This is a genomic window from Methanobacterium veterum (assembly GCF_000745485.1).
In the GTDB taxonomy this organism is placed as follows: Archaea; Methanobacteriota; Methanobacteria; order Methanobacteriales; family Methanobacteriaceae; genus Methanobacterium_D; species Methanobacterium_D veterum.
Genome location: NZ_JQJK01000016.1, coordinates 54,582 through 70,321 on the forward strand (window position 1 = coordinate 54,582; position 15,740 = coordinate 70,321).

The following is a 15,740-nucleotide window of genomic DNA, read 5'->3' on the forward strand; positions in this document are numbered from 1 at the left end:
ATGGAGTCCTGATAAATGGAATCATTAAATTTAACTCCTGCTGAATCCCTGATTATTATATCTCCTAAAGCCAGTGGAGATAAGATGATAAAATTCACATTGATGGATTTACTCTTAAAAAGAAGCCTTAAATTAGATATAGGTGAGAAATTCAACTTTTTAAAAGGTTCCTATAGCGGTATAATCATTAGTGAAGGCGAATCCTGTCACTGGCCTTTTAAACCACATGAAGAGATATTAATAGACCTGATTTTGGAGCATCATGAGTTGAGGCTCGATGAATTTGTAAATACATTATATAAAAAGATTGGCTCGCCTATAGAATATAAAAATAGATATGTAAGAGATCCTCTCATTGGTAAAGGCTACTTTAAAATGCAAAAGAAGATGTTAATGTCTCTTGCTCCTTATAATATGTATTCACTGACTGATAATGGACTTAAAGCGAAGTATAAAATAAATAAACTACTTAATGAGGCAGAAAATCTTAAAAAATGGATGAAAGAAGATTTAGGTAAAGCAAAAGCGTATCTATCTGTTTTAGGATCTCATATACTCTTAACAGATATTGATATAGAAGATATTAAAAAATTCAATAGAATACTATCTTACATAAATCCTGAACAAAATACCTGTGAATATTACAGTTATTATCTTTATACTGTACCTTTTGAATATTTAGACGATTATGGTAATCTTAAAAGCTTTGATTTTTTAGATATATCTCTACTTGATCATTTTAACTCTTTCAGTGACTTAACTGATAAAGAAGCACCGATTAATGGAAGAAGAATAGAAAGAAGGCTGAAAAATAGGGATGTTATTCCGTAATTACCGTACAACCATCACTTTCAACAATAACAGTGTGTTCTGACTGTGCAACAACTGCATCGCTCTTTTCTCTAAGTACATGATATGGATAGACTGCTCTTGATGAAATTAACATTCTCATAGCGGCATTAAAATGATGCTCGCTGAAATGACTTCTAAGCCATCTACCTGAAAATGGTAAACTTCTATATTCTTCTTTTATAATTTTTAGAGCTCTTCTTGCGTGTAACAGCCTCATGGGTCTGTCTCTTAAGAATTTGAATATGTATGTTTCGTTCATATCTGTAACTCTTCCAATACCATCGGTTGCAAATGGTTCTATGGCTAGAACATCTCCTTCTTCTAATTTATGTGGATTGTTTTCCTTTATGTTTGGCATTGAAAGCCCTGCGTGGAGTATCCATTGGTCCATACTATGGCCTGTTAAATTAGATACAACGTTAAATCCCCTATCGTTTATGGCTTTTTCTATAATTTCTCCGACTTTTCCGATTTCTACACCTGCTCGTATGGCACTTATTCCACTTTCAAGCCCTTCCTGGGATGCAAGTATCATATTTTCATGTTTTTCGCGCTGTTCTTCAGGGATATCCTCCCCAACAAGCACACTTACGGCAGTGTCTGCTATGTATCCGTCTATATGTGCGCCTAAATCAATTTTGACAACATCTCCAGATCGGATTATGTTTTCGTCGCCAGCGGGGGATGTGTAGTGGGCAGTTATTTCATTTACAGAAATGTTACATGGAAATGCAATATTACCTCCGCGCTCTACAATTTGGTTTTCAACGAATTCTACAAGGTCTAAAACTTTCATGTCTTCTTTTACATAGTTTACTGCATCTTTTCTAACTTTTGATGCTATTTTTCCAGATTTTTTGTACATATCACTCATATAATCACGTAAATTCAATTCATTGATGCTTTAATTAGTTTAGATAAAAATTAATGATATAATTACTTAGTGCAAAAATCTACGATTTTTGCAGGCTCTTAACATAAATAACATATCTTATTAAACAGCTTTAAAACTGTATATTTATTCACTATAATTTAATTATAATCGTCATTTTCTATTTTTTCATTAATAAGTTTTTAATGATTTGGTTTAATCATATAAAATTAGGATATATAACTTGAAAATTTAATAAATTTGATTCATTGCATGTTTTTGTTCTATTAAAATCATAAGATAATTTATTTTTAATTATGTATGACTTTTTAAGCTTAATTTAGTATTGTAGAATAGTTTAATAAAGTAAATGTATAAAAATCAATTAAGAAATGCACTAATCTTTTAAGGATAGATTAGGGGGTTAAAAAAATTCCAAATAATAATAAAAATGAGGTTGGCTATATCACTGGTTCTTTCCCAGCTTTTTTATTTGGTGGAGACATATTTCAAATTTTTATAGCGATTGTATTAGTTTTAATTTTAATTTCGGGTGTTTCTGTCATTTACAGGAAAAGAAAGTCATCCAAAAAAACTGATGAAAGGCTTTCAAGCTTAAGAAGAGAATTTAACTATGTAAAAGAAGAAAGTTTTGATGAAATCGAGGATGATTGGTTAGAAAATAGATTAAATGCCGATGATCCAGATCTAGAAGATTTAATTTATGTAAATAAGAAGTAAGCTTATTATAACTCTATTTAAATTAATTATACTACTTTTTATTTAAATTATTCAGTTTAAGGTGCTTATAACTCCCTGACTTTAATTTTATTTATTTTAAGGATTAAAATTTCAAATTATTTATATTGGATTACTACATATAAATTTAGAGTTAATTAAAGGCCACCTAAATGACTAAGATTATATATAAACTTGGACAAAAATATTAAAAGGTGAAATCATATGGCTGCATTCGATACAACTGCAATATCACAAAATATCGTCTGGATAATTATCGTGGTAATTGCGGCAATTGTTGTTATAATTGCATTTAGTGAATGGAGAAAAGTAAGGGAAGCTCAAAATAATGTAGCACTTGTTGAAAAACAGGTTGAGCTCAAAAAAATTTCTTTAGTAGAAAAAGATATTGAAACAAAGCGCATGATGGAAAATGTAATTCCATTACCTAAAGATCAACAGGAACAGCTTGCTAATATTAGACAGGGTACTTCAGATATAATGCACAAGGTAGGGTATCTTCACAGTGAAATAAGCGAAAGAGTAGCACGCCTTGAAGCTAAAGCAGAATATGGAAAACTCCAGAAATTAATGAAAGACCTTGAAAAGAAAGAAGCAGAACTTGATAAAAAAATGGAAGATAGCGCCAAAGGGAGGAAATAACCAATGGGACCGCTAGAACTATTTGCAATCCTTGTTTTAGCTGGTGCAATAATCGTACTTTTATATTATTACCTTCAAGAAACAAAAGGAGCTTCTTTAGTAGGTGTACGATCCAGTATTTCTCAAGTGGGTAGTAAAGTATCTGAGGGGATACATCCAAATAATACTCAAACTCCTGAAGGAGAAAAGAAAATGTCAGGCATGAGTGAAAAAGTTTCTGAAATGAGTGAAATGTTAAAAGGAAAAGTTAACGTTCCTATAAGTACAGATAGTTTGTCTGGGAGAATAGATGAATTTTTAGATGAACAAAGTGATAGATTAATAAAAGATTGGGAACTTGCCACAAAATCCGATGTAAGTACTCTTGAGAAAAAATACAATAAAGTTTCCAGGGATATAGATGACCTAGAAAGAAGATTCAATGAATACAGAGGACATGCAAATAAAAAATTTGAACACATCGAAGAGCGGCTCAGTAAATTAGAAGGTAAAGGGCCTGAAGAAGATGAATAATTAAATTCATTTTCCTTTTTTGATTACCATGGTTGATTATGGGATAATAATAGTAGACATTGCAAGTATTCTTTCTTATTTTGGAGCTGTAGTTATTTTTTATGGAGGTATAAGAGCAGCAATTGGAGTGCTCTCCATTGAAATACTCAAAAGAAAAACCAGTTATAATGATGTGAGACTGGATTTTACCCCTAAACTTCTAATTGGCCTGGAATTTTTCATTGCAGGAGACCTCATAAAATCAATTTTAGAACCCAATTTAAATCAGGTAATCATACTGGCTGTAATTGTAGCAATTAGAACGGTTGTAGGCTTTTCTTTAGGTAGAGAAATTAAAGAATTGGAACAAATGGGTAAAAAATAACTGTTTAAGAGCTATAATTGTGCATTAAGTTGGCTAAATTATATGATATGTCACATGAAATTTTGATTTTATTGGTGCATTTGCATAAATGACAGTGTTGCATTTAATTATTATTAAAAATATTCTAGTTTAACGCAATTAACTTTAAATAGCTTAATTTACTAAATATGTTTAAGGTATTAGTTGAAATTAAAATTTAATTTTTATTAATAGACTAAGAGAAACCTTTATATACTCTTAAGTACAAACCATGATAGTACAGCGGGGTGGGGTAGTCTGGTGATCCCGCGGGGCTCATAACCCCGAGAGCCCTAGTTCAAATCTAGGCCCCGCTACTCATTTTTAATTTGACTTTAAAAACTCAAAATTTATATTCAAGTTCAATTTTACTTTATTTCATGAAAATTAGTATATTTTTTTCTAAAGTTTTATAAGTTGTTATTTAGAAATAATTCTTAAAGGGGGCGAAGCCCGCTTAATTTAGATCACTCACTCAAAAATTTTTTGAGTGGGTTTTGGGTAAGCCGAAGAGCAGCTACCGGTTTCTTGCGACTCGCAAGTTAAACTGAGGAAACTCCACCCATCATACAGAACCATGGTGTCGTGAGGCATATGCTGAGAAGCATGACTCTGGAGCAGAAACGAGACGTCTTTTGATAGATGAACATGATGCATAAGCTGATGATGTCAAAAGGAACGGTGAAACGGCCATTTCGTGGGATGTAAGGGCAAATGCTGTCGGTGAATCCTGTATGAGACAGAGGTAGCTCGCATAGATGAATGCTGCTGAAACAGGAGGTGGGTTACTCTCGGCATACCCTCAATCACTCAAAATTCTTTGAATTTTGGTGCCCCGAAAATCGAAGATTTTCGAGGGCTTTTTAAAAAAGTTTTAATTCAAAATCCTCGTAAAAAATCTTCAATTTTTTACTGCGGAAAACTAAAATCAAAGTTAATTCTATTTTAATTCCTCTTTATAATTCCAAAAATTCTCATTTGAATTCTTTGTTAAATTCTACTAAGATTTCCAAACAATCGAGTTTGCCTCGCTGATCGCTCGGAAGATTGAAGATCAAATTAAATCCTATTTTAATTTCTATTCAAATTCAAAAAAATTTTAATTTGAAATCTCTTCTTTAAATTTTACTAAAAATTTCAAAAATTTAGATCCTCGCATTCGTGCATGAATAAGATGGAACATTTATATCTAATCTGATATTTTTCTTTTAACAGAAATAATAACAAATATATGTTCTAATTAACATAATATTCACATTAAACTGTTAATGATTCTGTAAAAATCTAAAGAAAGGGTTTAACATGTCTGAATTATCAACTTTACTCTTTGATATACTTCCGTTAGCATTTGGTGCAGCGGTAAGTCCTACTGTACTTATAGGAATAATTTTAATTTTATCAATATCAGACCGCCCTAAATTAAGCGGAATTGCTTTTTATATTGGATCTATAGTTATACTACTTGCAGTGGCTACTGTGGGAATATTATTGGGAAAAGGAGTAGCAGTCGCATCAAGTAAGCCTCCATCTGTGACGTCGGCTTATATTGACTTTGCAATTGGAATATTTCTAATTCTACTTGGAATCTGGAGGATCAATAAAAGGGGCAGCGACGCGCCTGATAAAGGTAGATTCGGCGGTAAATCAAAATCAGCCGTCTCTGATTTTATAAAATACATGATTTTGGGGTTAGGAATGTTCACTGTTAATTTTACAACTACTGTACTTGTATTTGCAGCGGGTAAAGATATTGGAATTTCCAGTGCAGGCATTACTGACAAGGTAACTGTGGTGATTGTTCTTACTTTAATTACACTGCTTGTGGTTGAAATTCCGCTTTTAGTAGATTTTACAATGCCAAAACGTTCTGAAAAAGTTTTAGGAGTTCTTAATGTCTGGATGCAGAAAAATAGTCGTTATCTGATGGCGGCAGTAATGTTTGTATTTGGAATTTATTTGATGATAAAAGGGGTAAGAGTTTTATTTTAAACTTCTTTAAAATTCTCATAAACTCTTAATGACTTGGAGAGTGCATCGGTCTCTGCTATTAAAGCTCCCATTAAAATAGCTAGAAGCAACTGTTCTTGTTTAGCTCCAAATTTCTCTGCAACTTTAAGATGAGTTAGCAAACAATTTTCAGCCCCTATTGCAGATGCGGCGCCTATAGCTACAAATTCCTTGGTTAAGGGAGGTAATGCATCATCATTATTTATTGTTTCTACTTTTTCATAATAGGCTTTTAATGTAGCTGGCTTTTCTGCCATTACCTGAAAGATCTTGGGGACAAAACCGAAGTAACTCTCAATTTTTTCAAATATTTCGTCTACATCTATTTCTTCTTCCATGTTCATTGAATCATCTCCCTAATTTAGCTGATCTTATGGCCATTCTATTATTTCTGTATTATGAAATGTTATTTTTTGAATTGGAATGGTTGAAAAAATTAAATTCTAAAAAATAATAGAAACAGTATTTTAATGGGATACTATTGGAATCGGCACGCTTATAAAAGTCTATATTTATAAAAATCCATAACTTTGACTAATATTTACCCTAAATGTACATGGCTTTATATCAAACTACTCGATATTTAACTTACTTTAATTAAATATAAAGTATATCTAATAAAAAGCATACATAGAATGATACATTTGATTTATTCAAGCATTCATTCTATTTAATTGTTTTAAAATAAGTACTAGATATTAAAAATATTTTCAAATTATTTGATATATTAATTTTTAATTAAAGTTTCAGTTGCAACATGTTTACTTGTAGCAGCACCCTTTCCACAGTAGTAAAACCGGTTTAGTTTATATTTTATTTCATTGGGACAGTGCAAACATAGGCATCCTCTTTTGTCGATTTCACATTCTGTACTGCCCCTGGAACAGAAGAAAGATTCTCCTTTTTTATGCATTCATTATATGCTGGACAATCTGGGCAGCGGCATCTTGCTGCGTTTTCTTCTGTATCCGGCACAATTCTATCATTATTCATTTTAATTACCTTGTTATATTTAATTAAACAACTTCATTTCCATTTAATATTGATTTTAAACATGACAATTTTATGAAATATTCCTCGGTTTTTAAATGTATAATAAATAGAACAGTATTAGTAATAATTTATATTCAAAAGTTAATAAATATTATAAAAGTCTAAAAAATATGGGGGAATGTTATGGTAGAAATTGGTTTTAAGCTTGGAAGTGAAGTATTTGGACCTCAAGAACTTATAAATTATGCTAAACATGCTGAAGAAGCAGGGTTTGATTTTGCAAGTATATCTGATCATTATCACCCCTGGTTAAGTCAACAGGGTAACAGTCCTTTTGTCTGGAGTACCCTTGGGGGAATATCACAGGTAACTGAAAATTTAGGGTTAATGACTGGAGTTACGTGCCCTACAATCAGGCAGCACCCTGCTTTAGTAGCTCAAGCCGTAGCTACAATAGCTACATTAATGCCTGGAAGATTTATTTTAGGGGTAGGTTCTGGTGAAAATCTAAACGAACATATTTATGGAGATCACTGGCCGCCAGCACCAATAAGGATTGAAATGCTTGCAGAAGCGGTGGATGTAATCAGAACATTATGGCAGGGAGGAATGCAGGACTATGATGGATGCTACTATCACGTTGAAAATGCACAAATTTATACATTGCCTAAAAAGCTTCCACTGATATATATGGCTGCAGACGGGCCAATAGCTGCAGCTACTGCTGCGGCAAATGGCGATGGACTAATTGTAAGTGGTGGGAAAAAAGAAATTTTAGACATTTTTAATGAAAATGGAGGAAAAGACAGGCCGTCCTACTCGGAATTTTCACTTAGCTGGGCTGAAACTGATGAAAAGGCAGTGGATTTAGTCCATAAATACTGGCCTTTAATGGCTGTTAAAGGAAATTTAAGCTGGGACATTCCTACACAGACACATTTCGAAGAACTAGCGAAGAATGTTAAAAAAGAGGATATACCTGAAAGTATTCCCTGCAGTTCGGACCCGCAGGTGCATATTGACATAATAAAAGAGAATATTGGCGCCGGCTTTGACCGTATCTGCATCCAGCAAATAGGAAACAACCAGCATGAATGTATTGAATTTTACAAGAATGAAGTTTTACCTGAATTTAAATAGGTAATATAAATTTGGTAGCAATTGAAAAAAAAGAATATTTTGGAGATTTAAGGGTGTTATTTTAATGCTTAATAGCGTCTTTCATCTTGTCAAAGAACCCTTTGTCTTCAGTATAAATTTCTTTACCGCTTATCTCTTCAAACTCTCTTAAAATCTCTTTCTGTTTAGTGCTTAACTTTTTAGGCACGATGACTTTTGCTTTAACGTAAAGATTTCCTTTACCGTTCCAGCGTAGATGTGGCATTCCTTTACCTTTAATACGGAATGAAGTGCCGGGCTGTGTGCCTGCAGGGATTTTTAAGCTTACTACTTCTTCTCCTATGGTTGGGATGTCTACTTCATCACCAAGAGATGCCTGTACAAAACTTATGGGCTGTTCATAGATTAAGTCTGAGCCGTGTCTTTCAAATAGTTTGTGCGGCTTAACAGAAATCATAACGTAAAGATCTCCTGAAGGGCCGCCTTTTATTCCTACATCTCCTTCTCCAGGAACCCTGAGGCGTGATCCATCTTCAACACCCGGTGGAACTTTTATATGAATTGTACTGGTTTCCCTTACAATTCCTTTCCCACGGCATTCATGGCATGGAGTGTCAACAATTACTCCTTCACCTCTGCAGTCCCTACATGGTGTTACATTAACAAATTGACCAAAAGGAGTTCTGTTTATATGCTGTACTTGTCCGGTACCTCCACAGGTTGTACACTGCCTTGTTTCAGTTCCAGGTTCTGCCCTTGTACCTCCACAGGTAGGACATACTTTTTTATGGGGTACTTCTATGTCGGTTTCAAGTCCAAATGCAGCATCTTCAAGCGTAATGTCGAGTTCATAAAGTACATCGTTTCCTCTCTGTGCCTGGCTTCGTCTTCGACCTCCTCCAAAACCGAAAATATCAAATATGTCTCCGAAATCGAATCCAAAACCTTTAAAGATATCTTCAAAGTTTATATCTCTAAATGCATCTTCTGTGGAGTATCCACCCATTCCTGCATGTCCAAACTGGTCATAAGTGTGTCTTTTATCTTCATCTGAAAGAACAGCGTAAGCTTCACTTATTTCTTTGAATTTTTCTGCACATTCTGGGTCATCACTAACATCTGGGTGATATTTCATTGCTAATTTACGATAGGCCTTTTTAATATCTTTTTTATCTGATCCCTTTTCTACTCCAAGGACATCGTAATAATCACGCTTTTCTGCCATATCAATCTTACCTTCACCTTTTAATCAATTCATGATAAAAATTAACTTTATTTATTGAAAAACCTTAATTTTTAAGGATTTACGCCCTGAAAACATATTTTCTCAGCACGTTAAAAATAGAAGAAGGATTTTCCTCCAACTTTTTATCTTATCTATCTATAAAATTTTTCCTATTTATATTTATAAAAAAGGGGGAGTAATGAAAATCCCTCCCTATTTAAAGATGAAGCTTATTTTTTAACTTCATAGTCTGCATCGATGGTGTCGTCATCTCCGCCCTGCTGGTTTCCTTGAGCACCCTGTGCATCCTGTTGGGCTTGCTGCTGAGCTTGTTGGGCCTGCTGTGCTTCCTGGTAGATTTTAGCACCTACTTCCTGGACCACTTTAGTTAGCTCTTCAGTTTTACTTTTAATTGCAGCGATATCGTCTCCTCCAGTTAAATCCCTGAGTTCTTTAACTAAAGATTCTATTTTCTCTTTCTGGTCTTTATCTACTTTGTCGCCCAGTTCTTCAAGAGTTTTTTCTGACGTATATATCATTGAATCAGCGTCATTTCTGACCTGGATTTCTTCCTGCCTCTTTTTATCTTCTTCAGCGTGCATTTCAGCGTCTTTAATTTTCTGGTCAATTTCGTCCTGTGATAATTTAGTTGAAGCAGTTATTGTAATTGCCTGCTCTTTACCAGTTCCCATATCTTTAGCTGAAACGTTCATGATACCGTTTGCGTCTATATCAAATGTTACTTCGATTTGAGGCATTCCTCTTGGTGCTGGTGGTATTCCTACTAACTGGAACCTTCCAAGGGTTGTGTTATCATATGCCATTGGCCTTTCACCCTGCAGGACGTGGATATCTACAGATGTCTGGTTGTCTGCTGCAGTTGAAAATATCTGGCTTTTCTTGGTTGGAATGGTGGTGTTTCTTTCTATTAATTTGGTAGATACATTACCAAGAGTTTCTATTCCGAGAGATAATGGTGTAACATCAAGTAATACGAGGTCTTTGATTTCTCCTGCTAAAACTCCGCCCTGAATTGCAGCACCCATAGCTACACATTCCATTGGGTCTATTCCTCGCTCAATTGATTTACCTATGAATTTTTCAACAAAGCTCTGTACAGCTGGCATCCTTGTTGGTCCACCTACTAATATAATTTTGTCAACGTCAGATTTGGACATTTTAGCATCGGATAATGCCTGTTCCATTGGTCCACTACATCTTTTAATGATTGGGTCAACTAATTCTTCGAGTTTAGCCCTTGTTAATGTAGTTGTCAGGTGTTTTGGACCTTCTGCAGTTGCAGTTATGAATGGGAGGTTTATGTCAGATGTTAAGGTTGTTGAAAGCTCGATTTTTGCTTTTTCAGCTGCTTCTCTTAATCTTTGGACAGCCTGGTCATCATTCATGATGTCTATTCCAGTTTCTCTTTTGAATTCATCTGCGAGGTAGTTCATGATTGCATTGTCCATATCGGTTCCACCGAGTTTGGTGTCACCACTTGTGGATCTAACTTCAAATACTCCTCCACCGAATTCCATAACGGTTACATCGAGTGTTCCGCCACCGAAATCGAAAACCATAATTTCAAGTTCTTCTTCCTGCTCTTTATCGATACCGTATGCTAAACTTGCTGCTGTAGGTTCATTTACTAGTCTTACAACTTCAAGACCTGCAATTGTACCTGCGTCTTTTGTAGCAGTTCTCTGGTTGTCGTTGAAGTATGCTGGGACTGTAATAACAGCTTTTTGCACTTCTTCACCGAGGAAAGCTTCTGCATCTTTTTTAATCTTTTGTAAGATAAAAGCAGAAATTTCTTGAGGAGTGTATTGTTTTCCGAGGACATTCACTTTATAATCTGTACCCATACTTCTTTTTATGGCACTTATGGTGTTTTCAGGGTTTGTTACAGCCTGTCTTCTTGCAGGTTCTCCAACTAACCTCTGTCCGTCAGAAGTAAATGCAACGTAACTTGGGAAAGCTTTTCCGTACTGGGTTGCCCCTTCTGCACTTGGTATGATGGTTGGCTTTCCACCAACTAAAACTGCTGCTGCGGAGTTACTTGTTCCAAGATCTATACCTATGATTTTTTCTTTCTTATTATTAGCCATTATATCACCTTATTTTACTAACATTTCATAATTTTTGTAAATATTTTTTAATTTAAAACATAATCGGTTATTTTTTGCAAACTTTAACCATTGCACATTTGATTACTTTTGATTTGAGGGAGTATCCCTTTGCAAGTTCTTCGGTTACGACCCCACTTTCATAGTCTTCATGGTTTTCTGTCATCAATGCTTCATGTTTAAATGGGTCGAATTTTTCACCGGTAGTTGGAATTTCTTCAAGTCCTTCTTTTTCAAGTACATTTTTAAGGTTTTTATAGATTAATTCGACACCTTCTTTGAGGTTTTCACCTTTTTCACTTGATTTTAGGGCTCTTTCTAGGTCTTCATAAGTGTCTATCAATTTGATAATCAGGCCTTCATTGGCATACTTTCTGAAGCTGTCAATATCTTTTTCTGATCTTCTCTTGTAGTTTTCAAAATCAGCCTGAAGACGCTGCAGTTGTGAGAAATAATCATCGATTTTCTGATCCTTTTCTTCAATCTGCTTGTTTAGATCTTCAATTTCTGATTCTTTCTCTTTCAGATCATTTTTTAGCGTTTTTAACTCATCTTTATCAGTCATTAATTCACCTTTTGTAGTGATAAAAATAATAGTAATCTTTAATAGGTTATAGTTACAAAAGGTTATATAAATCTTTCTACCAATATAATTAATTGTATAAAAAAGCAGAGTGTTTGTATTAAATTTCTTTATAAGTTCATATTTAATAACTTACTGCAAGACAATTATATTATAAATTGGAACGTTGTTTAAAATTTTTAAAGTGTATAAATTTAGATACGGTAACACTTGCATAACATTCAGGTCATGAATATATGAATACTAATATCTAATTAATGGAACTTCATATATAAATTTTAAATGGAGATATTTAAACTAAATAACTTTAATCAGGGATGAAAAATGGATCTTGAAGCAATACTTGATGTCATGGGATGTAAGACAAGAAGAGATATACTAATTTTATTAACAGGGGAGCCCCGTTTTGTAAGTGAAATATCAAAAGAACTTGAAATAGGGCAAAAAGCTATTATTGAACATTTAAAGGCAATGGAAGAGTTAGGACTTTTAAAATCTTCTTTTCAAAAGATAGAACGAGGTCGCCCTAGAAAATATTATGATATATCTCAAAAAGTCGAAATTCAGATATGTATAGATAGGGATACTATCAAAATGGACGTTAAAGGGGATGATTTCTCAAAATTACAGGAGATAGAGGCCCGGTTCAGTTTAGGGCATGAAGATGTAATTGAAGATCTAGAAGAATTAATAGACAGATATGACAAAGCAAAAAAATATGCTGAAATATTGTTAATGGAAGCAAAGAGAAGAAAAAATATAATCAAATTATTAGAAGGGAATATTGAACGTCCCTATTAACTTTAATTTTGCATTATTTTGAATCTAAGTTAATTTCTGGAACTTAAAATTAGGTTCAAAAAATATTTAATAGAATTAATTTTTTTTATTTAGTAAGATATCAAACTATTTTAAAGTTTATATTAAAATGTGACGATTTATTTTAAAAAATAGGAATTTAAAGATAATCAAAAGCTATAAAAGCTTTTGATCATCTAATAATTAATTTAGCTAATTAGCAAGAAGCTAAAACAGTCATTCCGGGCTTACTTGAAGTAGCCTTGAACATGGTACTGTAGCCGTAGCTTGAGTATGGAACATCTACCCATGCACCGTTTTGATACAGTTGAACTGATCTGTGTCGTGCTGAGTATGCTGTGCTGTACTGAACTATTCTTGAATGGATACCTGCTGCAGAGAGTTTTCCGTATAGGTATTCACTCATTGCCCAGCAGTCTCCGCTTCCTATTGCTACCATTCCAGCTGCTGTACTGGCTGAGTGACTGTAACCGTATTTAGCACCGCTTGCAAGGATCGCTGATAAAGATGCAGATGATGTTGTACTGGTTTTTTTAGCTGTGCTTGTGCTCTGTTTTTTAGTTGTACTTGTTGTCTCTTTTTTAGTTACACTTGTAGTTGTTGAGCTTGTTTTGTTTACACTAGATTTAGTGGTAGTTGTTGAGCTTTTGGTTACGTTTGTTTTATCTGTTGATTTGACGTTACTAGAACTTGTAGAAGTTCCAAATGCTTCTTCAAATATGTTTACACCGTTTATGTCTTCCATTGCACATGTTGTTTGATTTGCAACCCATCCATCTACGATTATACTGGAATCGTTCTGGAAGTATTTAACTGCTAGTTCTGTGTATGGACCAAATGATCCATCAACGTCTCCAGTGTAATATCCCTGTTCTTTGAGCCATTTCTGTAATTCAACAACGTATGTTCCGTTTGCTCCTATTTTTAAGCCCTTTTCCGTAACCGCATTTACGGATGAGCTTTGTGTTACATTAAAAGTTGTATTTTGGATTTCAGTAGCTGCTGCAAATGGCAACGTACTGAACATCACACATACTGCAACCATCGTTGCATATGTGAGTTTCCGCTTAATTGTACCGCCTCCGATTCTATGACAATGTCATAGGAAAATTTCTTGACCCAGTAGCCCACCTACTATGGTATCGCTTATTTCATAATACAATTTCAGTGCAATATTATGATTTTTTAGTTTTAATACATAATTTAAGTAGTGTATTATGAAAGTTTTTAACCATTTAAGCTATTCTGGGACAGCATTAGTTCACATCAGGATCACATATAAATGTTTTGGTTTTTTTTCAAAAAATCGGCACTCTTATAGCGTATTTTTGAATTTAAGGCATCCTGATAACGTATTTAACAATCGTTTCTCGGGCGAACTCACTGCATTGTTATTTTTAAGAAAATAGCCTAATTTATACTTTATTTCCATAAAATAACTTCATTTAGAGCTTTTGTATCAGCACCTCTGCAGTCCGAAGGGGGTCTCAAATGGTGTGGAATACACGCTAGAGTAATGTCAAATATAAATGGCTTAATAGCCAAATGGAACAAGTAATAGAATTACTAACCTGATTTGAAAGTTTTTAAAGGTTTTTCTAAAATAAGTCATTTCCTTGCTATTTTGCCCTATTTTTGCCTTTAAAATTAGTTAATACTAACTTTACTTTATAACTGAACGTAATATTATATTGTATATATTTAATACTTGAAAATGGACTTTAATCATAAAATCTACTGTGAAATTAAGAAATGTTAAGATGATCATTCTAAAAAGAGAATTATGTGAATTACTTTTGTAATTATTATTAAGGAATATAATATTCAAGAATGTAAAAAAAGAAAGGATAGAGATGCTGTATTAACATCCTATTTCTGTATAAATCTTTTATTCCGGATAAAAATCTTTTAATATGTCTTTAAATTTGGGTGGTTTGTATTCAGGTAGTGCAGTGTTAAGCATCTTGTTAATGGTGTTATCTACTTCGTTAAGGGTTAAAAATCCTGTTTTTCCTGCATTTTTATTGAAATCATTCCATGTGGTCATAATTTGTCCATTTTGGTCGTTGAAGTAAATACAATATACTGAATCGCCACCATCAAAATTATACTTACGCGCTTCTACTTTCCATACGTTTTTTCCATTTAAAGATACTTTAACGGGTTTTGAATTATTATAACAGCTGCCTAAGTCGGCATAGGCTGTTATGATGGATGCGGCGTATTGGGCTTTTAATTCATTGAGAGGTATCCATGAGGATTTTGCGTCTGTTTTTTTGCTTGCACAGTTTTTTGCATTAACAGTAACAGAATAAATGGGTCTATTTTTTTCGCCAGTTACTTTTATAATCCAATATTTATTATCGGGGCTTAATTTAGCGTTAAAATCCATTTTTTCATAATAATAAAACTCACAATCAAAATTATCATCGTATAATTTAGCAATTGAAATAGCTTTATTTTTATCAATTGTAATGGTGTTATTACTATCAATTGAAGATAAATTTGTTTTATTCTTCTCTTGAATTGGTGCTAAGTGTACAGATTGATCATTAATTATATTACTATTATCATTATTATTGCCATATGTGCCATACGTACCATACATCCCTAAAACTAAAAATGCCACAAATAGTAGGCCTAATGCCTTAAAATATTTCATTTTAACACTCTCCTGATTTTTTATTTAAATATAAACTAATAAGCCAAATAAAACAACTATAAGTCCTTTTTATACAAATAATTCATTCTAAAAGCATTTTATAATTGCATTATCAAAGGCATATCAGTTAATATATAATATAAAATGCTCTAATTGATAAACTTTACGTATGAAATTATTAAAACCG

16 protein-coding genes, 1 tRNA gene and 1 other RNA gene are annotated in these 15,740 nt (G+C 33.4%); 9 read left to right on the forward strand and 9 right to left on the reverse strand.

Annotated elements, in window-relative coordinates; all coding sequences use genetic code 11:
- The first annotated feature begins 15 nt into the window (after nucleotides 1-15).
- Nucleotides 16-831 carry a hypothetical protein gene (locus EJ01_RS08945; protein WP_048081723.1) on the forward strand — a complete coding sequence of 272 codons (816 nt, stop codon included), beginning with the start codon at nucleotides 16-18 and terminating at the stop codon, nucleotides 829-831.
- On the opposite strand, the gene map is transcribed toward EJ01_RS08945, so the two are convergent.
- On the reverse strand, nucleotides 821-1,726 hold the full coding sequence (gene map, locus EJ01_RS08950; protein WP_048081724.1) for a type II methionyl aminopeptidase: 906 nt from the start codon (nucleotides 1,724-1,726) through the stop codon (nucleotides 821-823). The genes EJ01_RS08945 and map overlap by 11 nt on opposite strands.
- A 960-nt stretch (nucleotides 1,727-2,686) precedes the next feature.
- On the opposite strand from map, the gene EJ01_RS08955 reads away from it, so the two are divergent.
- The 6 genes from EJ01_RS08955 to EJ01_RS08975 all read left to right on the forward strand — a co-directional run bounded on the left by EJ01_RS08955 (nucleotide 2,687) and on the right by EJ01_RS08975 (nucleotide 6,008).
- Complete coding sequence (locus tag EJ01_RS08955; RefSeq protein ID WP_048081725.1) at nucleotides 2,687-3,124, forward strand: hypothetical protein; 438 nt, start codon at nucleotides 2,687-2,689, stop codon at nucleotides 3,122-3,124.
- Nucleotides 3,125-3,127: 3 nt separating this feature from the next.
- Nucleotides 3,128-3,637 (forward strand): hypothetical protein, encoded by a 510-nt coding sequence (locus EJ01_RS08960; RefSeq protein WP_048081726.1) that lies wholly within the window; start codon nucleotides 3,128-3,130, stop codon nucleotides 3,635-3,637.
- A 28-nt stretch (nucleotides 3,638-3,665) separates the two neighbouring features.
- Nucleotides 3,666-4,001 (forward strand): DUF1622 domain-containing protein, encoded by a 336-nt coding sequence (locus tag EJ01_RS08965; RefSeq protein ID WP_048081727.1) that lies wholly within the window; start codon nucleotides 3,666-3,668, stop codon nucleotides 3,999-4,001.
- A 260-nt stretch (nucleotides 4,002-4,261) separates the two neighbouring features.
- Nucleotides 4,262-4,336 (forward strand) — tRNA-Met (locus EJ01_RS08970).
- A gap of 184 nt (nucleotides 4,337-4,520) precedes the next feature.
- Nucleotides 4,521-4,819, forward strand: an RNA gene (rnpB, locus tag EJ01_RS16530) — RNase P RNA component.
- Nucleotides 4,820-5,321: 502 nt separating this feature from the next.
- Entirely contained in the window at nucleotides 5,322-6,008 is a 687-nt protein-coding gene (locus tag EJ01_RS08975) for a GAP family protein (RefSeq protein WP_048081728.1), read from the forward strand.
- On the opposite strand, the gene EJ01_RS08980 is transcribed toward EJ01_RS08975, so the two are convergent.
- The 3 genes from EJ01_RS08980 to EJ01_RS17825 all read right to left on the reverse strand — a co-directional run bounded on the left by EJ01_RS08980 (nucleotide 6,005) and on the right by EJ01_RS17825 (nucleotide 7,019).
- A complete protein-coding gene (locus EJ01_RS08980) occupies nucleotides 6,005-6,370 on the reverse strand; it encodes a carboxymuconolactone decarboxylase family protein (RefSeq protein WP_048081729.1) in 366 nt (121 codons plus the stop codon). The genes EJ01_RS08975 and EJ01_RS08980 overlap by 4 nt on opposite strands.
- Before the next feature lie 383 nt (nucleotides 6,371-6,753).
- Nucleotides 6,754-6,885 (reverse strand): hypothetical protein, encoded by a 132-nt coding sequence (locus EJ01_RS18090; protein ID WP_394296585.1) that lies wholly within the window; start codon nucleotides 6,883-6,885, stop codon nucleotides 6,754-6,756.
- On the reverse strand, nucleotides 6,840-7,019 hold the full coding sequence (locus EJ01_RS17825) for a hypothetical protein (RefSeq protein ID WP_048081730.1): 180 nt from the start codon (nucleotides 7,017-7,019) through the stop codon (nucleotides 6,840-6,842). Before EJ01_RS17825 ends, EJ01_RS18090 begins: the two co-directional genes overlap by 46 nt.
- Nucleotides 7,020-7,202: 183 nt before the next feature.
- On the opposite strand from EJ01_RS17825, the gene EJ01_RS08990 reads away from it, so the two are divergent.
- Nucleotides 7,203-8,159 (forward strand): TIGR03557 family F420-dependent LLM class oxidoreductase, encoded by a 957-nt coding sequence (locus EJ01_RS08990; RefSeq protein ID WP_048081731.1) that lies wholly within the window; start codon nucleotides 7,203-7,205, stop codon nucleotides 8,157-8,159.
- 61 nt (nucleotides 8,160-8,220) lie between these two features.
- Here the strand turns inward: EJ01_RS08990 and dnaJ are convergent, their stop codons facing one another.
- The 3 genes from dnaJ to grpE form a co-directional block, all read right to left on the reverse strand.
- A complete protein-coding gene (gene dnaJ / locus EJ01_RS08995; protein WP_048081732.1) occupies nucleotides 8,221-9,363 on the reverse strand; it encodes a molecular chaperone DnaJ in 1,143 nt (380 codons plus the stop codon).
- A 230-nt stretch (nucleotides 9,364-9,593) separates the two neighbouring features.
- Entirely contained in the window at nucleotides 9,594-11,471 is a 1,878-nt protein-coding gene (dnaK, locus tag EJ01_RS09000) for a molecular chaperone DnaK (protein WP_048081733.1), read from the reverse strand.
- 67 nt (nucleotides 11,472-11,538) lie between these two features.
- Nucleotides 11,539-12,054, reverse strand: a complete 516-nt coding sequence (grpE, locus tag EJ01_RS09005; protein ID WP_048081734.1) for a nucleotide exchange factor GrpE — start codon at nucleotides 12,052-12,054, stop codon at nucleotides 11,539-11,541.
- 342 nt (nucleotides 12,055-12,396) lie between these two features.
- On the opposite strand from grpE, the gene EJ01_RS09010 reads away from it, so the two are divergent.
- Nucleotides 12,397-12,873, forward strand: coding sequence for an ArsR/SmtB family transcription factor (locus tag EJ01_RS09010; RefSeq protein ID WP_048081735.1), 477 nt, complete (start codon nucleotides 12,397-12,399; stop codon nucleotides 12,871-12,873).
- A 214-nt stretch (nucleotides 12,874-13,087) separates the two neighbouring features.
- Here the strand turns inward: EJ01_RS09010 and EJ01_RS16505 are convergent, their stop codons facing one another.
- Nucleotides 13,088-13,918, reverse strand: a complete 831-nt coding sequence (locus tag EJ01_RS16505; RefSeq protein ID WP_169740455.1) for a peptidoglycan-binding domain-containing protein — start codon at nucleotides 13,916-13,918, stop codon at nucleotides 13,088-13,090.
- A gap of 861 nt (nucleotides 13,919-14,779) precedes the next feature.
- Nucleotides 14,780-15,553 carry a hypothetical protein gene (locus EJ01_RS09020; protein WP_048081736.1) on the reverse strand — a complete coding sequence of 258 codons (774 nt, stop codon included), beginning with the start codon at nucleotides 15,551-15,553 and terminating at the stop codon, nucleotides 14,780-14,782.
- Between the last annotated feature and the right edge of the window lie 187 nt (nucleotides 15,554-15,740).